This is a genomic window from Cellulophaga omnivescoria (assembly GCF_001999725.1).
Taxonomy (GTDB): Bacteria; Bacteroidota; Bacteroidia; order Flavobacteriales; family Flavobacteriaceae; genus Cellulophaga; species Cellulophaga omnivescoria.
Genome location: NZ_MDDP01000001.1, coordinates 117,178 through 136,723, shown reverse-complemented (window position 1 = coordinate 136,723; position 19,546 = coordinate 117,178). Strand labels below are relative to the sequence as shown.

17 protein-coding genes are annotated in these 19,546 nt (G+C 31.3%); 8 read left to right on the top strand and 9 right to left on the bottom strand.

From position 1 onward, the window contains the following. Positions 1–7: 7 nt before the first annotated feature. From guaA to BFJ87_RS00660, 3 genes are read left to right on the top strand one after another with little or no spacing between them, the layout of a single operon-like run. Positions 8–1,543: a glutamine-hydrolyzing GMP synthase gene (guaA, locus tag BFJ87_RS00670; RefSeq protein WP_077398630.1), complete on the top strand. Its 1,536-nt coding sequence runs from the start codon at positions 8–10 to the stop codon at positions 1,541–1,543. Between the two features lie 2 nt (positions 1,544–1,545). Further along, positions 1,546–3,963 carry a LysM peptidoglycan-binding domain-containing protein gene (locus tag BFJ87_RS00665; RefSeq protein WP_171974444.1) on the top strand — a complete coding sequence of 806 codons (2,418 nt, stop codon included), beginning with the start codon at positions 1,546–1,548 and terminating at the stop codon, positions 3,961–3,963. A gap of 3 nt (positions 3,964–3,966) precedes the next feature. Next, positions 3,967–4,503 (top strand): DUF922 domain-containing protein, encoded by a 537-nt coding sequence (locus tag BFJ87_RS00660; protein ID WP_077398626.1) that lies wholly within the window; start codon positions 3,967–3,969, stop codon positions 4,501–4,503. Positions 4,504–4,564: 61 nt separating this feature from the next. Here the strand turns inward: BFJ87_RS00660 and BFJ87_RS00655 are convergent, their stop codons facing one another. After that, a complete protein-coding gene (locus BFJ87_RS00655) occupies positions 4,565–5,389 on the bottom strand; it encodes a lipocalin family protein (RefSeq protein WP_077398624.1) in 825 nt (274 codons plus the stop codon). 99 nt (positions 5,390–5,488) lie between these two features. Between BFJ87_RS00655 and BFJ87_RS00650 the strand changes: the two genes are divergently transcribed. The 5 genes from BFJ87_RS00650 (at position 5,489) to BFJ87_RS00630 (ending at position 11,904) form a co-directional block, all read left to right on the top strand. Further along, positions 5,489–5,722 carry a DUF3820 family protein gene (locus BFJ87_RS00650; protein WP_077398777.1) on the top strand — a complete coding sequence of 78 codons (234 nt, stop codon included), beginning with the start codon at positions 5,489–5,491 and terminating at the stop codon, positions 5,720–5,722. Between the two features lie 61 nt (positions 5,723–5,783). Continuing rightward, entirely contained in the window at positions 5,784–7,406 is a 1,623-nt protein-coding gene (locus tag BFJ87_RS00645) for a CTP synthase (protein ID WP_077398622.1), read from the top strand. A gap of 113 nt (positions 7,407–7,519) precedes the next feature. Further along, positions 7,520–9,367, top strand: coding sequence for a membrane protein insertase YidC (yidC, locus tag BFJ87_RS00640; RefSeq protein WP_077398620.1), 1,848 nt, complete (start codon positions 7,520–7,522; stop codon positions 9,365–9,367). 376 nt (positions 9,368–9,743) lie between these two features. Beyond that, positions 9,744–10,934: a tRNA 2-thiouridine(34) synthase MnmA gene (gene mnmA, locus BFJ87_RS00635; protein WP_077398618.1), complete on the top strand. Its 1,191-nt coding sequence runs from the start codon at positions 9,744–9,746 to the stop codon at positions 10,932–10,934. Positions 10,935–10,962: 28 nt separating this feature from the next. Next, on the top strand, positions 10,963–11,904 hold the full coding sequence (locus BFJ87_RS00630; protein ID WP_077398616.1) for an NAD(P)H-dependent flavin oxidoreductase: 942 nt from the start codon (positions 10,963–10,965) through the stop codon (positions 11,902–11,904). On the opposite strand, the gene BFJ87_RS00625 is transcribed toward BFJ87_RS00630, so the two are convergent. From BFJ87_RS00625 to BFJ87_RS00590, 8 genes are all read right to left on the bottom strand, one after another. Continuing rightward, positions 11,905–12,690: an ABC transporter substrate-binding protein gene (locus tag BFJ87_RS00625; RefSeq protein ID WP_077398614.1), complete on the bottom strand. Its 786-nt coding sequence runs from the start codon at positions 12,688–12,690 to the stop codon at positions 11,905–11,907. Positions 12,691–12,725: 35 nt separating this feature from the next. Further along, entirely contained in the window at positions 12,726–13,145 is a 420-nt protein-coding gene (locus BFJ87_RS00620; protein WP_077398613.1) for a response regulator, read from the bottom strand. Beyond that, positions 13,142–14,758: an ATP-binding protein gene (locus BFJ87_RS00615; RefSeq protein WP_077398611.1), complete on the bottom strand. Its 1,617-nt coding sequence runs from the start codon at positions 14,756–14,758 to the stop codon at positions 13,142–13,144. The genes BFJ87_RS00620 and BFJ87_RS00615 overlap by 4 nt, the downstream gene beginning before the upstream one ends. A 92-nt stretch (positions 14,759–14,850) precedes the next feature. Then, positions 14,851–15,081 (bottom strand): putative signal transducing protein, encoded by a 231-nt coding sequence (locus BFJ87_RS00610; protein WP_077398609.1) that lies wholly within the window; start codon positions 15,079–15,081, stop codon positions 14,851–14,853. Between the two features lie 207 nt (positions 15,082–15,288). Beyond that, positions 15,289–16,620, bottom strand: a complete 1,332-nt coding sequence (locus BFJ87_RS00605; protein ID WP_077398607.1) for a DUF58 domain-containing protein — start codon at positions 16,618–16,620, stop codon at positions 15,289–15,291. A gap of 6 nt (positions 16,621–16,626) precedes the next feature. Further along, positions 16,627–17,613 carry an AAA family ATPase gene (locus BFJ87_RS00600; RefSeq protein WP_077398605.1) on the bottom strand — a complete coding sequence of 329 codons (987 nt, stop codon included), beginning with the start codon at positions 17,611–17,613 and terminating at the stop codon, positions 16,627–16,629. Beyond that, positions 17,600–18,811, bottom strand: coding sequence for a DUF4350 domain-containing protein (locus BFJ87_RS00595; RefSeq protein ID WP_077398603.1), 1,212 nt, complete (start codon positions 18,809–18,811; stop codon positions 17,600–17,602). Before BFJ87_RS00595 ends, BFJ87_RS00600 begins: the two co-directional genes overlap by 14 nt. Further along, entirely contained in the window at positions 18,808–19,545 is a 738-nt protein-coding gene (locus BFJ87_RS00590; protein WP_077398601.1) for a DUF4129 domain-containing protein, read from the bottom strand. The genes BFJ87_RS00595 and BFJ87_RS00590 overlap by 4 nt, the downstream gene beginning before the upstream one ends. Position 19,546: the final 1 nt, after the last annotated feature.

Below are 19,546 nucleotides of genomic sequence, written 5' to 3'. Positions count from 1 at the left end.
TTTGCGCATGCAACATGACAAGGTATTAATTTTAGACTTCGGATCGCAGTACACACAACTTATTGCGCGTAGAGTTAGAGAGCTTAACATCTATTCCGAGATTCATCCATTCAACAAAATTCCAACAAACTTAGAAGAGTACAAGGCAGTTATCTTATCAGGTAGCCCAATGTCTGTACGTTCAGATGATGCTTTTCATCCTGATTTAAAAGGTATTAGAGGAGAAAAACCAATGCTAGCCGTATGTTATGGCGCACAGTATTTGGCACACTTTTCTGGCGGTGAGGTAGCCCCTTCTAATACCAGAGAGTACGGTAGAGCAAACTTAAGTTATGTAAAAGAAAATGAAACTTTTCTTAAAAACATAAGTGCAGGTAGCCAAGTTTGGATGAGTCATAGTGATACTATAAAGTCATTACCAACTAACGGAACTTTACTTGCAAGTACACATGATGTACAAAATGCAGCATATAAAATAGAAGGTGAAACAACATATGCAATACAATTTCACCCAGAGGTTTACCACTCTACAGATGGTAAACAATTATTAGAAAACTTTTTAGTAGATATAGCCAATGTAAATCCAGATTGGACGCCTAATGCATTTGTAGAAGAAACTGTAGAAGCATTAAAACAAAAAATTGGTAATGATAAAGTTGTTTTAGGTTTATCTGGAGGAGTAGATTCATCGGTAGCAGCAATGTTATTGCATAAAGCCATAGGAGAAAACTTATACTGTATATTTGTAAATAACGGTTTATTACGTAAAAATGAATTTACAGATGTGCTAGAGCAATACAAAGGTATGGGCTTAAACGTTAAAGGTGTAGATGCTTCGGCACGCTTTTTGGACGCATTAGCTGGGTTAAGTGATCCAGAACAAAAGCGTAAAGCCATTGGTCGTGTATTTATAGAGGTTTTTGATGATGAAGCTCATCAAATACAAGGAGTAAGCTGGTTAGCACAAGGTACAATTTATCCAGATGTTATAGAAAGTGTTTCTGCAACAGGAGGGCCAAGTGCAACAATAAAAAGTCACCATAATGTAGGAGGCTTGCCAGATTTTATGAAATTAAAAATAGTAGAGCCATTAAAAGCTTTATTTAAAGACGAAGTTAGGCGTGTAGGAGCCTCTATGGGTATGGCAAAAGACCTTTTAGGGCGCCATCCTTTTCCAGGACCTGGACTTGCAATACGTATTTTGGGAGATATTACACCAGAAAAAGTAGCTATTTTACAAGAAGTAGATGCTGTATTTATAGGAGAACTAAAAAAAAGTGGCTTATATGATAAGGTTTGGCAGGCCGGAGCCATACTTTTACCCGTAAATAGTGTAGGTGTAATGGGGGATGAACGTACGTACGAGAAATGTGTAGCTTTACGTGCAGTAGAAAGCACAGACGGAATGACAGCAGATTGGGTAAACTTACCATACGAGTTTTTACAAAAGGTGTCTAATAATATTATAAATAAAGTAAAAGGCGTTAATAGAGTAGTTTACGATATTAGTTCTAAACCGCCTGCAACAATAGAATGGGAATAATTATGAATAGTAAATTTTTTAAAACAGTTCTTTCTTTTTTGTTAATTCTTTTGGTTACAGCCAACTCTTATGCACAAAAGTATAAGACACACCCTGTAAAAAGAGGAGAGTCCTTAGAGAGTATTTCTAAAACATATAATGTATCTATAGAGGATATTTTAGTTTACAATAAGGAGATTAAGAAAGGCCAAAAACTGACTCCAAATACTATCTTGATTGTTCCGTTGGATAAAAAAATGGCAGCTGTAACGGCTTCCTTGGCAGGCGATAAGCCTGTAAAGGTTACTCAGGTTAAGCAAGAGAAGCCAATTCGTTTTATAGAGCATAAAGCAAAAAAAAGAGAAACCTTATACAGTCTTGCTAAACAATACAATGTTACAGAAGATGATATTAAAAGATACAATACACAATTGTATGCAGAGCAATTAAAAAAGGGAACTGTTTTAAAAATTCCTGTTTATAAAAAAGTAGTTATAGATACTTCTGAGGCTCCAGCTTCTACTACCAATAACAATGTTTCTGTTAGTTATGAAGATACACCATATAAATTTACAAACTATAAGGTTAAAAAAAGAGAAACACTTTATGGTATTTCTAAGCAGTTTAAAGTTTCTCAGGATCAAATAAAAAAATACAATACAATTTTGTATTCTGATGATGTAAAGAAAGGAATGATATTAAGAATTCCTCACTTTAAAAAAGTTGAAGTAAAAGAGGTTGTTTTAAAATCTTATATTGTAAAGGCAAAAGAAACACGCTGGAGTATAGCAAACAAATATGGCATTACTGTAGATAGTTTACTTCTTTTAAATCCAGATTTGCCAAAATCTTCTAATTATTTGGCAGAAGGTCAGGAACTTAAAATACCAGAACGTAATATACTAGTTAGAGATAGCTTGGTTAAAACTGGTTCAGAAAAAGTGCCAAATTTTATAACTTATACTGTACCTGCAAAAATGACTTTTTATAGGTTAGAAAAGGCATATGGAGTTTCTGAAGAGCAAATAAAACAGGCAAATCCTTTAGTTAAAGAAAAAGGACTACAAGAAGGAATGAATATAAAAATTCCTACTTTAAAAGGTCAGTCTGCGTCAGATGCACAGGTAGTAAATTCAGAAAACTATATATTTTATGTAGTTCGTCAGGGGCAAGGAGAAATGTCTTTGTCTAGAGATTTGGGGGTGTCATTTGCAGAGTTAACAGCATTTAATCCTGCTTTAAAAGAAGGTATTAAAGCTGGAATGGTTTTAAAATTACCAAAAGCTAGAAGCAGTAATTTTACCGTTAAAAACTCATTAATTCTTCCAAAAATTAATTTAGTAGATAGCGTAAATGTTGCAATTAGACCAAAAGTAATGGTGTTATTACCGTTTAGGTTAGATAAAATTGATATTAATAATACATCTGAAGCTAAAAGGGATATAGAAAAAAGACTGGATACAAAAATTAGTTTAGGTTTTTATTCTGGTATGCAATTAGCGTTAGACGCTATTAAGAAAAAAGGTGTTTCTGTAGATGTAACAGCTTATGATACACAGTCTACAAAAAGTGTTGAAAAGGTAAAGGAGATTTTAGAAAAAGAAAATATTGGTGATTATAGAGCAATTATTGGTCCTTTAGATCCACAATCTATACAAGAAGTAGCTAAAAAAACTGCAGGACTTCAAATACCTGTTATTTCTCCTAACTTAACAGAGCAAGAAATAGGTTTTGGTAATACATTTTACTCATTACCATCTAATGAGGTTTTAAGAACAAAAATATTAGATTACGTTTCTAGTATTTATACAAATCAAAATATTGTAATTATTGCAGACTCTAAGCATAAGGCAGAGTCTGATGCTATAACAGAAAGGTTTCCTAAAGCTAAAAAGGTTAGTTTAATTAAAGATTTAACAATAAATATTAATAAACTAAAATATTTATTGTCAAGAAACGTAGATAATTTTGTTTTTGTAGAGACAAGTAATTTGGCTTTGTCTAAGCATGCAACATCTGTTGTAAACTCTTTAAATGCCAAGGATACAAAAATTAGAATGTTTACAACAGACCTTAATAAAGCTTTTGATAGAGATGAAGTAGATAATATGCTTTTATCTAATTTAAACTTTACATATCCATCAGTAAATAAAGAAATTACAGATGAAGGCTTTAATAAATTGTATAGATCAAAATTTGGTGCTAACCCAGATAAATACGCAGCTAGAGGTTTTGATATTATGTATGACATATTATTAAAACTAGCTTATAAAAACGATTTATTTGAAGTTTCTAAAATAGTAGGAGAAACAGAATACACTGCTAATAAATTTAACTACGTTAATAAGCAAAATGCCGGATTTACTAATACTGCAGTTTACATTATGCAATATAATGATATGAAAATAGAAGAAGTGGAGAAGGTGGTACCTAAAAAATAAGGTATGCTAATCTTTAAAAAAACGTTTTTTTTATTGTCTGTATTGCTTGTTATAAGTAGTAATGCGCAAACAGAAGAAACAATTGTATGGAAGCCCAATTTAGTTTTAAATTGGGCTAATTTTAAGGGTAAAACACCAAAAAATAATAGAGCTGCAGCTGTAACAGCTAGTGGTATAACATATAAGTATACTACTTATTTTAACAGGGAAAAGGGCAATAAATTCACTTATGAAGTTATTGCTCTTTTTTATCCTAATAAATCATGGTATAGGCCTAGTATATCTACAAATGTTACATTAGCTCATGAACAATTACATTTTGATATAGCTGAAATTTATGCACGAAAAATGAGAAATCGTTTAAGTAAAATTAAGCCTTCAAAAAATACTAGAAAAGAAGTTAAAGAAATTTATAGCGCCATAAATAAAGAGTTAAATGCGTATCAAGATTTGTATGACGCAGAAACAAATTACTCTAGAAATTTAGAAAAGCAGCTTTTATGGCAAACCAAGGTTAAAAAACAACTAAAATTAAAATAATTGTATAGGTTAAAAAAAGCGACATCAAGTGTCGCTTTTTTTAACTTCAATTTTATTTATCTTATTCTTTATTTAGTGTAATTACTAACGTTCCTTTTGTGTCTAAATCTACACCTCCTGTAGTTACAATTCTATTTACTTCAGTTTGCAAAACAAGTGTTTCATCAGTTAAGCTAATTACTTTGTATGTACCATTAACGGTATCATTAGCGTCAAGTTTTAGTGTGTCATTATCTAATGACCAATCACCAGAACTCAGCGGACTTTCAGATGTTATGGTTTCTGTATAATCAGTTCCTAAAAACGAGAAATTAATTACAGTGATATATTCTCCTGTGCTAATAATTTTATTAGGGTTTTCAGTAAATGTAGCAGTAGAGTTTTCGTTTGTAGAATTTGCTGTATATTCTAACGGATAGGTTTGGTTGTTAACTACAGTAGTAGCTGTTCCATTATCTATTTTAGCACTAACTAATGCCCATGTCCCAAGCAAAGGAGATTTTACTTCTACTTCATCTGCAATTAATGGGTTTGTACCAGCATTTACTTCATCAATATTAATTATCCCGTCAGCATCACAATCTAAATTTTTCCAAGTAGCATTTGTGCTTACTGTTTGGCTGTCTAATTTAAAAGAACAGTTTTTTAGAGGGTCTGTATTGTCTTCAATTTCTTTTCCATCTATAACACCATCACCGTCTGTGTCCTCATTATTTGGATCTGTACCATTTTCTATTTCTTCTTCATCAGTAATTCCGTCGTTATCTGTATCTAAAGTTATATTATCTTCAGCTTGTTCTACTAGTTTATAAAGTTGTTCACTATCATTGTTATTACAAGCTATAAGCATTACTAAAAAAACACAAAAGACAAATACTTTTTTCATAGTTTTACGGCATTAAAGTTGTTTTATAATCTAAAAAAGGATGTATGTAGTTGTTACTGTTCTATTTACGGTGTAAAGTTACTTTTAGACTTTTTAATTATGTTAAAAAACGATAACCAAAAACTTATAGAATTGGCTCATTACAGAATGCCATTTGGTAAATACAAAGGAAGGTATTTGGTAAACCTACCAGAACCATATTTGGTATGGTTTAATCAAAAGGGTTTTCCTGAGGGTAAACTAGGTGTTTTGTTAAAATCTATGTTAGAAATTAAAATAAACGGATTGGAAGATATCATTCTAAAAATTCAGAAAGATTTTCCTAAAGAATAGACTGCTTTTGTAATAGCAATTTGCTATTTTTGCTTGCGTTAAGAAAACAACCTAACGCTACATGGCAAACACTAAGTACATATTTGTAACCGGAGGGGTTACATCATCTCTAGGAAAAGGAATTATAGCTGCATCTTTGGCTAAACTATTACAAGCTAGAGGTTACAGAACTACCATTCAAAAATTGGATCCTTATATTAATGTAGATCCAGGAACATTAAACCCTTATGAACACGGAGAATGCTACGTTACTGACGATGGTGCAGAAACGGATTTAGACCTTGGGCATTATGAGCGTTTTTTAAACGTAAGAACTTCGCAAGCTAATAATGTTACTACAGGTAGAATTTACCAAAGTGTTATAGAAAAAGAACGTAGAGGAGAGTTTTTAGGAAAAACAGTACAAGTAGTCCCTCATATTACCAATGAAATTAAAGAACGTATACAAATACTTGGAAAAAGTGGTGATTATGATATTGTAATTACAGAAATTGGTGGTACTGTTGGTGATATAGAATCTTTACCATATATAGAAGCAGTTAGGCAGTTATTATGGGAGTTAGGAGATAACAATGGTATTGTTATACACTTAACTCTAGTACCTTATTTGTCTGCTGCTGGGGAGTTAAAAACAAAACCAACTCAGCACTCTGTTAAAACATTAATGGAAAGTGGTATTAAGGCAGATATTTTAGTTTGTAGAACAGAACACCAAATCTCTGATGAAATAAAGCATAAGTTAGCATTGTTTTGTAACGTAAAAAGAGAAGCAGTAATACAATCTATAGATGCATCTACAATTTATGATGTTCCTTTATTAATGCAACAAGAAGGTTTAGATACTGTTGTTTTAGAAAGGTTGGCTTTGTCTGATACTGAGAAACCAGATTTAACCACGTGGAATCAATTTCTAGAACGTCATAAAAACCCTAAAAATCAAGTTACAATTGGTTTAATTGGTAAGTATGTAGAATTGCAAGATTCTTATAAATCTATTTTAGAAGCCTTTATACATGCAGGAGCAGAAAACGAGGTAAAAGTTGAAGTAAAATCTATACACTCTGAACATATTTTGGGTAAAAGTATGGCAGAAGAATTAAAAGGATTAGACGGTATACTTGTTGCTCCTGGTTTTGGAGAAAGAGGTATTGAAGGTAAAATTAAAGCTGTGCAATACGCTAGAGAAAATAATATACCATTTTTGGGTATATGTCTAGGTATGCAAATGGCAGTTATAGAGTTTTCTAGAAATGTTTTAGGTTTAGCAAATGCAAACTCTAAAGAAATGGACGAGGAAACTCCTAATCCTGTTATTAATTTAATGGAAGAACAAAAAACTGTAGTAAACAAAGGTGGTACTATGCGTTTAGGTACTTGGGCCTGTCATTTAGAAGATAACAGTTTAGTTAAAGATGTTTACAACGGAAAATCAGATATATCTGAACGCCATAGGCATAGGTACGAGTTTAATAACAAGTACAAAGAACAAATTACGGCTGCAGGTTTACAAGCCTCTGGTATTAATAAAGATACAGGTTTGGTAGAGATTGTAGAATTGCCAAAAGAAGTACATCCTTGGTTTATAGGTGTGCAATATCACCCAGAATATAAAAGTACAGTAGCTAATCCACACCCACTATTTGTAGGATTTGTAAAAGCAGCTCTAGAACATAAAAAACAATAAAAAAGTGCCAGTTTGGCATAAAGTGTACATTTGGGCATATATTTGCAAACTGTAATTTATTATTAACATAAATAGATTTATAGTGGTTACTATAAAATCTTTGACATATTAGAATGGAAGAAAAGAAATTTGATGCAAAAACCTTAATTGGGTTTTTACTAATTTTTGGATTGTTTGTTTTATGGTTTAATACCACACAACCAACTGCCGAGGAACTTGAAGCACAGAAAAAAGAAAAACAAAAAACTGAAGCTGCGGCAGCAGATAACAAACAAGAGAAAGAGACTATTTCTCAAGAACCAGTTTTAAATTTATCAGACTCTACTGCGGTTGCTAATTACAAAAGTAAAATTGGTGCTTTCGGTTACACGCCAGCATCAGACGGAACTACAGTTTTAGAAAATAACGTACTATATTTAAGAGTTAGTAACAAAGGTGGGCAAATTGTAGAAGCAAAAATGAAGAATTTTGTTACCTATGATTCTCTTCCTGTACATTTGGTAAAAGACAATAATGCTAGTTTTGGTTTAACTTTTACCACATCAGATAATAGAGTTTTAGATACTAAAAATTTATATTTTGAGCCAACAGTCTCTAAAAATGGTAAAAACACAGTGCTTTCTATGAAAGCTAAAGTTTCTGCTACAGACTTTTTAGAATACAGATATGAGATTAAACCAGATGAATATTTATTGGACTTTAATATTCGCTCACAAGGCTTAAATGGAGTAATAAATAGTGCTGCACCAATTGCTTTGGTTTGGAAGCAAAAAGGAATTAGGCACAGTAAAAGTGCTACCTATGAAAATAGATACACACGTTTAACATACAATCATGATGATGGTAATATTAGTAAGTTATCTGAGGGAAGTGATGATGAAGAGGAAGAGGAAGATGTTAAATGGTTATCATACAGACAACATTTCTTTAGCTCTATTTTGGCAACAGATAAGCATTTTAAAACTGCTAAATTAAGTTCTGTAAATTTGGTAGAGGATGATACACCAGAAACAAAGTTTACAAAAGAAAATACAGCTGTTTTACCTTTACAAACAGAAGCGGGTGAGTTAGCCTATAATATGAATCTTTATTATGGACCAACAGATATTAAAGAGCTATCTAAATATGAAGATTTAGGTCTAGAAGACTCTATACCTTATGGTTGGGGAATATTTGGTTTTATAAATAGATATGTTTTTACACCAGCTTATACATTTTTAAGTAGCTTTTTACCATATGGTATAGCTATTATTGTAATGACAATTTTGGTACGTTTATTAATGTCGCCGGTAACTTATAAGTCATACTTATCACAAGCAAAAATGAAGGTTTTAAAGCCAGAAATTGCTGAAATAGGGGAGAAGTATAAGGACAACCCAATGAAAAAACAGCAAGAAACTATGAAGCTTTATAATAAAGCAGGAGCAAGCCCAATGAGTGGTTGTTTGCCAGCTTTATTACAATTGCCAGTTTTTTATGCATTGTTTATGTTTTTTCCAACGTCTTTTGCGTTGCGTCAAAAACCATTTTTATGGGCAGACGATTTATCGTCTTATGATATTATAGCAGAATTACCTTTTCATATTCCATTGTACGGAGATCACGTTAGTTTATTTCCAATATTAGCTTCTATTGCTATTTTCTTTTATATGATGATGACATCTGGTCAAAATATGCAACAGCAACCAGGAATGCCTAATATGAAGTTTATACTTTACCTATCTCCATTAATGATGTTGGTATTCTTTAATAGTTACGCTAGTGGACTTAGTTTGTACTACTTTGTATCTAACTTAATTACAATATTTATAATGTTGGCAATTAAGAAGTTTATTATTGATGAAGATAAAATACACGCTAAAATTCAGGAAAATAAAAAGAAACCTAAGAAGGAAAACAAGTTTCAGAAGAAGATGCGTGAAATGATGGAGCAAGCAGAAGAGCATAAAAAGAATAGATAATTATCTTTTTAATAGATTATAAAAAAATCCTGCTTCTTGTATATGAAGCAGGATTTTTTTTATTACGGCACAAAAAAAAAGCTCCTATTTCTAGGAGCTTTAAGCACTAAGTAGGTTAAGCTTAGTAACATTTGGGACTCCAAAGATGCAACCTATTAAGAGGTTAAAAAATGTTTAGTTGTAAAAGTCCCTATTTTGTATGTTAAGCAGAGTCATTTTGTTGTTTAATTTTCGACTAAGATTTTAGTCTGTTTTTAATCGATTTTAAATATCGATAAACGGTGCGTTTTTTTATAAAAAATTGAAGATTTATGGGTAATAATAGAAATACAAAGCATTTTAGATTTTTGTATTTTTGCAATTCAGATTTTAAAAAATGAAAAAAGTAGTAGTAGGACTTTCAGGTGGTGTAGATTCTAGCGTTACAGCCTATCTTTTAAAAGAGCAAGGTTATGATGTAATTGGGCTTTTTATGAAAAATTGGCACGATGATTCTGTTACCATTTCTAATGAATGTCCGTGGTTAGAAGATAGTAATGATGCACTAATAGTTGCTGAGAAATTAGGTATTCCTTTTCAAACAGTAGATTTAAGCGTAGAATATAAAGAACGCATTGTAGACTATATGTTTAATGAGTATGAAAAAGGTAGAACACCTAACCCAGATGTACTTTGTAACAGAGAAATTAAGTTTGATGTGTTTATGAAGATTGCAATGCAATTAGGAGCAGACTTTGTAGCAACAGGTCATTACTGCAGAAAAACATCTTTTATAAATGAAGAAGGTAAAGAAATACACCAACTTTTGGCTGGTAAAGATGGTAATAAAGATCAATCTTATTTTTTATGTCAACTTTCACAAGAGCAGTTATCCAAAACATTGTTCCCTATAGGTAATTTGTTAAAACCAGAAGTACGTAAAATTGCTGCAGAAAATGATTTAATTACTGCAGATAAAAAAGATTCTCAAGGTCTATGTTTTATAGGTAAAGTTCGCTTGCCAGATTTTCTTCAGCAAAAATTGAAACCAAAACAAGGTGTAATTGTAGAGGTTTCTTCTAACTTAGAACAATACAACACTATAATACCAAAGTTTGCTACCAAGGAAGAAGAGCTGTCTTACAATGCTGCAAAACCTGTTTATAATTTAAATGATGGTAAAGTTGTAGGAGAACACCAAGGAGCTCATTATTTTACAAAGGGACAGCGTAAAGGTTTAGCTGTTGGTGGTACTAAAGAACCGCTGTTTGTTATAGAGACAGATGTTAATGAGAATGTAATATACACTGGTCAAGGTAAAAATCACCCAGGTTTATACCGTAAAACACTATTTGTGGCTAACGATGAGTTACATTGGGTGCGTACAGATATGGCTTTAAAGGTTGATGAAACAATGGAAGTTATGGCACGTATACGCTACAGGCAGGCTTTACAAAAAGCTACATTATACAAGGTTGATGCTGGTTTGTATGTAGATTTTGAAGAAGAACAATCTGCAATGACAGAAGGGCAATTTGTTGCTTGGTATATTGGAGATGAGCTTATAGGTTCTGGAGTTATATCATAATAATTTTTAAGTTTGATAAAATAAAAATATGCAAAATAGAATAACATCATTATTTAATATTGAATATCCAATTATACAAGCCGGAATGATCTGGGCTAGTGGCTGGAAGCTAGCGTCTGCTGTTTCTAATGCAGGCGGATTAGGAATAATTGGTGCTGGATCTATGTATCCGGATGTTTTAAAAGAGCATATTTTAAAATGCCAGAAAGCTACAGATAAACCTTTTGCAGTTAATGTACCAATGTTGTACCCTAATGTAGAAGAAATAATGAAAATTATTGTAGACTTAGGCGTTAAAATTGTATTTACATCTGCAGGTAATCCAAAAACTTGGACTAGTTATTTAAAAGAAAACGGAATTACAGTAGTGCACGTTGTTAGTAGTTTAAAATTTGCATTAAAGTCTGAGACAGCTGGTGTAGATGCTGTTGTTGCTGAAGGTTTTGAAGCTGGCGGGCATAACGGACGTGATGAAACTACTACTTTAACTCTTATACCAGCCGTTAAAGAGCAATTAAAAATACCATTAATTGCAGCAGGCGGTATTGCAACAGGTAAAGCTATGTTGGCTGTTATGATTTTAGGTGCAGATGCTGTGCAAATTGGTAGTAGGTTTGTTGCAAGTGAAGAAGCTTCTTCACATCAGTTATTTAAAGAAAAAGTAATAGAGGCTAAAGAAGGAGACACGCAATTAACGCTTAAAGAACTAGCACCAGTACGTTTATTAAAAAACAAATTTTACAACCAAGTGCAAGATGCTTATGCAAAAGGTGCAACACCTGAAGATTTGAAGTTATTACTTGGTAGAGCACGTGCAAAACGTGGTATGTTTGAAGGAGATATGGAAGACGGTGAGCTAGAAATTGGACAAGTAGCAGCTATTATACACAAAATTATGCCTGCAGCAGATATTGTTAAAGAAATAGTAACTGAATTTGAGTTGGCAAAAAATGCAGCCACCAATTTATAATTAATAGTGTAGAGATTTAAAATAGATAAAAGCATCTAACAGTCTACTACCATACCAAGAAAAATATTCGCCATCTACGAGCTCAACAGTTGTAGATGGCATTATTTTTTTAATTTCATCTATATGTGTTCTTTTAAACGGGTATGGTTCTGAAGATAATAATATGCAATCTGGCTTTAATTTTTGTATTGCCTTTAAAGTTGTCTCTGGGTAGCGTAAATAATCAGCAAAAACATTAGTATAATTATTAAGTGTTAGCATATGGTTTATAAAAGTATCACGACCAACAGTCATATATGGGTCTTTCCATATTAAATAAACTACCTTCTTATTTGCTTTGTTTTTTATAAAATCTTTAAATGCATTAGCTTCATTCCTTATGGTGTTAACAATTTTGGTGGCGCTAAACATTTTATTAAAAATAGAACCATATTGCATTATCAGCTCTAAAGAGTCCTCTAAATCATTAATATTAGATACGTGTACAGGGTAAAGTTTTTCTAGCGTATCTACAATTTCTTTTGTGTTTTCTTCTTTATTACACAAAATTATGTCTGGTTTAGCAGCTTCAATTTTGGCTAATGAAATTTTTTTTGTCCCGCCAACTACTTTTTTAGACATGCGTAAGTGTTTAGGGTGTACACAAAATTTAGTTACCCCAACAATATATTCTTCTAATCCTAGGTCTACTAATAATTCTGTTTGCGAAGGAACTAAAGAAATAATACGTAATGGTTTTTTAGGGCATTTAATTTGCCTTCCCATTTGGTCTATAATTTGCTGCATAAAAGCAAATATACCTTAAATATTAGCGCATAACATTAAATGTTATCCGGAAACAAGAAAAAGCTTTTTAATATATCTTTTAATCCATCTGGAGTTAGTGGTTTACTCTTAAAATCGTTAATTTGAGTAAAGCTTAAAGCACGTTCTTTATCATCTGGGTTTAAAGATGTTGTTAGCATAACTATAACTGTTTCTGCCATTTGATTTTTTTCAAGCTTTTTGTACTCTTGTAAAAACTCCCAACCGTTCATTATAGGCATATTTATGTCTAATAAAATTAGGCTTGGTTGTGGGTACTTACCATTAGACTCAGTTTTAAGATAATTTATTGCTTCTTCTCCGTTGGTTTTAACAATTACATTATCTGTACAGTTAACCTTTTTAATGACCATTTTGTGCAAAAAATTTGTTGCATCATCATCATCTATTAACAATATACTTTTTAGCTTGTTCATTTTTGTTTTTTAATAGTAAATTTAAATTCGGTTCCCTTGTCTGGTTCAGATATTACCCATATTCTTCCTTCATGCATTAATACAATTTTTAAGCAATGGGTTAGTCCTATTCCTATACCATCATAAACGTCTTTAGAATGTAAGCGTTGAAACATAGAAAATATTTTATCTTGGTGCTTTTTTTCTATACCAATACCGTTATCTTTTACGCTAAACTCCCAGTAATCGCCTGTATCTTTACCTTTAATTTCTACTATTGGAGTATTTCCTTTTTTTTGAAATTTAATTGCGTTTGCTATTAAATTTTGGAAAAGAATACGTAATTCTGTTTTTTGACCATATATTTTTGGTAGTTTTTTATATTCTATAATGGCGTTTGTATCTTTTAAATGAGGCTGCATTTCTGCAACTATGTTTTTTAAAAGTTTATTGGTTTTAACTTTTACAATTTCATTTTTTGCTCCAATTCTAGAGTAATCAAAAACAGCTTTAATAAGCAAACTCATTCTTGTTGTTGCTTGTTTAATAAAACTAAGATAGGTTTTGCCATTTTCATCTAGCTTGTCTCCATATTCTTCTTTAAACAATTGGGTAAAGTTTAAAAGTGTACGTAAGGGCTCTTGTAGGTCATGAGATGCTATAAAAGCAAATTGCTCTAGTTCTTTATTTTTTTGACTAACTACATAATGAGCATTTTTTAGAGCTTTTACTCTTATTTGCTCTTTTTTATGAGCAGAGATATAGTCTAGTATAATGCCAATAAAAGGTATGGTGTAAGATATTGCTTTTAAAACGTGTGCTATGTTAAAATTAGAGTCGTGTAAATTTTCTGATCCAAAAGCCATATACATTTGTGTTGCAATGGCGGGTATCATACTCCATAATAGTGTGTTAGAGAATACATTATTCTCTTTTTTAATAAGTTTTGGAAATAAGTATATTGCCATAAGTAAGAACAGTACAAGTGATATTAAATCATAAGGTCTTGTTACAATACTATTATGGAACGTTGTTGTAGGTAAAGTTGGGCTTAAGGCAGATAGGTATACAGTTGAAAGAACTATTACTGCAAAAATTAGGGTAACAATTAAAACTAAACGCCTACCGTTTTTTGGTAACATTCGTTTTTTCTGCAATAAAATTATACTTACCCCTAATATTAAAATTACGCTATTAAATATTCTTGATAATGCCCAAGTAAAGGGTAAAAAATTTTCATTGTCTGTTGCAGGATTAATTATTTTTATTGCTGCTAGAGCATGAAATCCGTCTATAAAGCCAGCACATAGCAATGCACCTCCAATAATTGGTGTGGTAGGGTTATTTGTAATTCTATATTGTATAAAGGCTAATACTGCAGTAGCAATAGCGATACAAATAGCTGTCCATTCTAAAATTAGGTGAGTAAATGTACCTCTTAAATGCGTAAAGGCTAAATCTTGCGTAGTATGGTTTAGGTTAACCATATCTCCGTTAGCATTTAAAATTACGTTTACACTTCCAAAGTTAACTCCTGCTAACTGAAGAAGAAAAGGAGAAATACATATAACCAGTAAAGTAACAACTAAAGTTTTAGATAACTGTAGTTCTTTTGTTAAGGGGGGAGTTTTCATATGTAAATAAATACCTACTTTAAAAATAAGTAATTTTTGTAAGGTATTAAGTATTTTATCAACTTATTTTAGTTAAAAAATAAGTGTAGCGGTTATAATTCTTTAAAATGGTTGTTTACTATTTCTAAAGCTTTTTTTACTTCATCATTATGTACATACAAATCTTGTTCCCCAGGAATGGCAGATGCAAAACCAGCTAGTCTTCCAGACTCGGACTCGTCTTTTACAACGCCTTCTATATTAATTTGTAATAACTTTTCTAAAATAGACTTTACATTAAATTGGTTTCCGCTATATATTTTTTGGTAGTTAGTTTGTAGCATAAATTTTAATTCAGGTTTAAAATATATAATATACGGAAAAATAAAGAATTTTTATTTTAAAACCTGTTTTTGTAGTATTTTTTTTAACACAAACATGTAAGTGGTTCTTTTACAGTAACTCTATATTGCATTTTAAATATAAGTAGACTTTAATTAAGTAAAATTTGACTGTTTTTTTAACCAGAAAAAATAATATTCGCTAGTTTTTTACAACAAACCTCTTGCCTTAATTTCTAAATATTTATTTATAGTATTAATTGTTAGTTCTTCCGGCTTGGTAAGTATAGTTTGTATACCGTATTGCTGCAGTTCTTTTTGCATTAATTTTTTATCCATACTAAATTTTTCTGCAATAGTTTTGTGGTAAATACCTTGTAAGTCATTGGCACTAGTATTTATGAGTTCTTCTAGCTCAGTATTTTCAAAAAACACAACAACTAAAACGTGCTTTTTGGCAATGGCAAGTAAAAAAGGTAGTTGCCTACGCATAGCTGTAATGTGCTCAAAATTTGTGTATAGCAGTAATAAACTTCTGTGATTTACTTTTCTTTTAATATGCGCGTAAAGCAATCCAAAATCTGAGTCTGTGTACTCTGTAGAAATATTGTAAAGCTTTTCTAGGATAGAGTTTAAATAAGTTGGTTTTTGTACAGCAGGTAAAAAAGTCTCTATGTTTTTAGAGAATGATATCATCCCGGTTTTATCATTTTTTTTTAGCGCTACATTAGAAAATGCAAGTGTGCTATTTATTGCATAATCTAACAGTTTTAGACCATTAAAAGGCATTTTCATTACCCTACCAGTATCTATAACAGAATAAATAGGTTGCGATTTTTCATCTTGGTATTGGTTTACCATTAATTGGTTGCTTTTGGCAGTTGCTTTCCAATTTATTGTTCTAAAATCGTCTCCTGCAACGTACTCTTTAATTTGCTCAAACTCTTGAGTATGACCAATGCGTCTAATTTTTTTCATTCCAAATTCAGATAATTTATTGCTAATAGCTAAAAAATCATATTTCTGCATTTGTATAATAGACGGGTAAACAGGTACCACTTGGTTCTTTAAATACAAGAACCTACGTTTTACTATGCGTAGGGGAGAAGAGGCATAAATATTTAAATTACCAAAGTAATATTCTCCACGTTCTACGGGTCTAACTGTATACTCAAAAATTTTAGGTTCCTTTTTAGTAAGTATGGTGTTGTATTTAAAATCTCTTTTTTGAAATTGAATAGGTAATTCCTCTACTACAGTAATACCCGTTTTAAAATCGTATGTGCTAATAAATTCCATAACAATAGGGTTATGGTCACTGTTTGATAATTTTTGAGGTAAGCTTCTGCTTGCCTTTACACTGTTTTTTGTGGCGTAAAGTAAAACAACATCAAACAAAAACATTGCTAATAAAACCATAGTACAAATCCACGCAATAGGGTATAGCCATTTGTACCAGTATGATGTCATAAACATTGCTGATAGTATGGCTAGGTACCAGAAAAAGGTATTGTGTATGTAAAACGATTTTAAAAAGCGCATGTAGTATTATCTAGGTATTTCTACAGATTCAATTATCATATGCACAACACTTTCTGTTGTCATACCTTCCATTTCGCGTTCTGGAGTTAAAATTACTCTGTGGTTTAGCACAGGCTCTAACGCCTTTTTTACATCTTCTGGAGTAACAAAATCTCTACCATTAATAGCAGCAAAAGCCTTAGCGGCGTTTAAGGTAGCTAAAGAGGCTCTAGGAGAACCACCAAGGTATAAGTGTGGATGATTACGAGTTTTAGATATTATTTCTGCTATGTAACGTAAAATTTTAGCTTCTACAATTACATCTTGTATATTTTTTTTATACTCTTTTAATTTAGCTGGTGAGAGTATATCATTAATTAATGTTTGTGGTTTAGCTCCTTTACGTTCATGATGAGTTGTAATTATTTTTATTTCTTCTTCTAAGGTTGGGTACTCTACTTTTATTTTAAATAAAAAACGGTCTAATTGTGCCTCTGGTAATGCGTATGTGCCTTCTTGTTCTATAGGGTTTTGGGTGGCTAAAACCATAAACGGAGCTTCCATTTTGTATGTTTTGCCATCCATAGTAACTTGTGTTTCTTCCATAATTTCAAACAAAGCGGCTTGTGTTTTAGCAGGAGCTCTGTTTATTTCATCAATTAAAATAATGTTAGAGAAAATGGGCCCTTTTTTAAATTCAAACTCAGAAGATTTAACGTTAAAAATAGAAGTACCCAAAATATCACTAGGCATAAGATCTGGAGTAAACTGTATGCGACTAAAATCGGTTTTTAAAGTTTTAGCAAATAATTTAGCAGTAACGGTTTTTGCAATTCCAGGAACACCTTCAATTAACACGTGGCCATCTACTAAAAGCGAAACAATTAATAACTCTACAAAACGGTCTTGACCAATAATTACTTTAGCCAGCTCTTGTTTAATACCTGTTACAGCATTTTTTAAATCCTCTAGAGGTATTCTATTATCAAAATTGATATCGTTATTTGCTTCCATTTGCTTTGTCTTTAAATTGTTCTATTTTTTTATCTAATGCTAACAGCTCGTCATTAGTTATGCTGTGTTTATTCATAAGATTATCTAAAAAAAGAAATAAATTTTTAATTTCTTCTTTTGTATGAAAACTTCTTGCGGAGACTGTATTGTAAAAATCATCATTCTTTTCTAAAGTATTTACATGAAATTTAGATCGTACAAAATCCATAAAAAAGTTAATCTTATGTTCTGCAATTTCTTTTTGCCTGTTTTTTTGATAATACATATCTGCTATGGTACGTGTAAATGCCAAAGTCTGATTTTTTAAAGGGGTAACCACAGGTATAGCTCGTTGTTTTCTTTTTCCTTCAAAAAACACATAAAATAAAGCACCAATTAGGGCTATGTAATAGGCCCATTTTAATTCTTTAGCACTTAAAAATATGCGCATTGGTGAAGTGTAAAATGTTTTGCCTGTTTTATGATGATTATCTATATACACATTTTTAGTAGTATCTATATAAGCCAATAAAGAAGATGTAAAATCTGTATTATTTTTATTTTCTAAAATAAAATAATTGGTAAATGCATAAGGGAAATGATTTAAAATAATAGTTCCGTCTCCGTAATTCTGTTTTATAATATTTGCATTTTTTATAGATATGGTTTCAAAATTATCTATAACTCCTAATACTTTGGTATTTAATGTATCTATTTTAGAAAAATAAGTTACATCAGATTTTTTACTAAACACTATAGGTTTACCACTTTTTAAAAAAGGATTAACCAACTGCATATAAAAGTGATGATTTATATCATTTGTATAAAGTGTTTTTGTGCTAAAATTAAGCTCATCTTTTAAAGCTTGACTAAAACTAGAGCCAGCTAAGTATAGTGTATTTCCTTTGGCGGTCCACTCTAAAAGTTTTTTAACTTCACTTTTGTCTATATCTAGGGTATTGTTTATTAAAACATAAGTGCCAGAAATATTGTTGTTTTTATTTAAAAAAATATAAGGAGGTTCTTGTACTGCGGTTATTTTATCACCTAATCTTTTTTCTAAAATATCATTAAAAACCTTTGTTCCAAATGGTATTTTATGGTGTGTAGTAAAAGAGGGGAACCAATTAACTTCTTTTGGTTTGTTGTATTCCAAAGCTAAGTAAGCAACAAATGTTACTACTAAAATTATTATGTATGATTTTCCTTTTTTTATCACTTTTTGGTAATACTATTTTGTAGTTTAATAAACTCCGCAGCTGCTTTATTGTATTTTGGTTCGTCTATGGCAAAATCTCCATACCAAATATAATCATATAACCTAGTTATAGTTACAAAAGGTTTGGCGTAAGTAGAGTTGCTTAATTCTTTTTGGTAATCATCATTAGTTTTTTGTAATTGCCAGTCTATAAGATCTTTTTCACTCATTATTTTTAAAATATACAAGTAGTAATATCTAATGGCTAACCTGTAGTTTTTATCTTCTAATGCATTTTTTATTAACTGCTGAATATCTTCATTTTTTATAATGTTTTCTTCTTCAGATAATGTAACGGCACTCTTGTTCTTTTTAGATAAGCTTATGCTGTTCATATTTGTTTTTAAAAAGAAGAGTACAGCAACTACAATTAAAATAACCAGCAGCAAATATGGTAATAGTCCTAAAAAAACAGACAAATAGCCAACAGCTTTTTCACCTCCAAATAGCCATTGAAAAAAGCGCAACCAGTAAGAGTATAACCAAGTTTTAAATTTTTCCCACCAAGAGTTATCTGCTTTTTCTAAGGTGTAATTATAACTAGAGTCATCTTTATAGGATTGTAAATCTTCTTCTGTAATTTTCTGTACAGGGATAGAAGCATCATCATAATCTACCTTGGTAGAGTCTTGAAAACTGTACGCAGATAAGGAAAACGTAATGCAAATAAGTAAAGAAAAAAGAAGCTTTTGCATA

Bases quoted from the DNA above. Each gene is read 5' to 3' on its own strand.
- BFJ87_RS00645 (WP_077398622.1), top strand. From the start codon at position 5,784: ATGGCAAACACTAAGTACATATTTGTAACCGGAGGGGTTACATCATCT.
- BFJ87_RS00590 (WP_077398601.1), bottom strand. From the start codon at position 19,545: ATGCAAAAGCTTCTTTTTTCTTTACTTATTTGCATTACGTTTTCCTTA.
- BFJ87_RS00625 (WP_077398614.1), bottom strand. From the start codon at position 12,690: ATGCAGCAAATTATAGACCAAATGGGAAGGCAAATTAAATGCCCTAAA.
- BFJ87_RS00620 (WP_077398613.1), bottom strand. From the start codon at position 13,145: ATGAACAAGCTAAAAAGTATATTGTTAATAGATGATGATGATGCAACA.
- BFJ87_RS00610 (WP_077398609.1), bottom strand. From the start codon at position 15,081: ATGCTACAAACTAACTACCAAAAAATATATAGCGGAAACCAATTTAAT.
- BFJ87_RS00600 (WP_077398605.1), bottom strand. From the start codon at position 17,613: ATGGAAGCAAATAACGATATCAATTTTGATAATAGAATACCTCTAGAG.
- guaA (WP_077398630.1), top strand. From the start codon at position 8: ATGCAACATGACAAGGTATTAATTTTAGACTTCGGATCGCAGTACACA.
- BFJ87_RS00660 (WP_077398626.1), top strand. From the start codon at position 3,967: ATGCTAATCTTTAAAAAAACGTTTTTTTTATTGTCTGTATTGCTTGTT.
- BFJ87_RS00630 (WP_077398616.1), top strand. From the start codon at position 10,963: ATGCAAAATAGAATAACATCATTATTTAATATTGAATATCCAATTATA.
- BFJ87_RS00605 (WP_077398607.1), bottom strand. From the start codon at position 16,620: ATGCGCTTTTTAAAATCGTTTTACATACACAATACCTTTTTCTGGTAC.
- BFJ87_RS00665 (WP_171974444.1), top strand. From the start codon at position 1,546: ATGAATAGTAAATTTTTTAAAACAGTTCTTTCTTTTTTGTTAATTCTT.
- BFJ87_RS00655 (WP_077398624.1), bottom strand. From the start codon at position 5,389: ATGAAAAAAGTATTTGTCTTTTGTGTTTTTTTAGTAATGCTTATAGCT.
- yidC (WP_077398620.1), top strand. From the start codon at position 7,520: ATGGAAGAAAAGAAATTTGATGCAAAAACCTTAATTGGGTTTTTACTA.
- BFJ87_RS00615 (WP_077398611.1), bottom strand. From the start codon at position 14,758: ATGAAAACTCCCCCCTTAACAAAAGAACTACAGTTATCTAAAACTTTA.
- mnmA (WP_077398618.1), top strand. From the start codon at position 9,744: ATGAAAAAAGTAGTAGTAGGACTTTCAGGTGGTGTAGATTCTAGCGTT.
- BFJ87_RS00650 (WP_077398777.1), top strand. From the start codon at position 5,489: ATGTTAAAAAACGATAACCAAAAACTTATAGAATTGGCTCATTACAGA.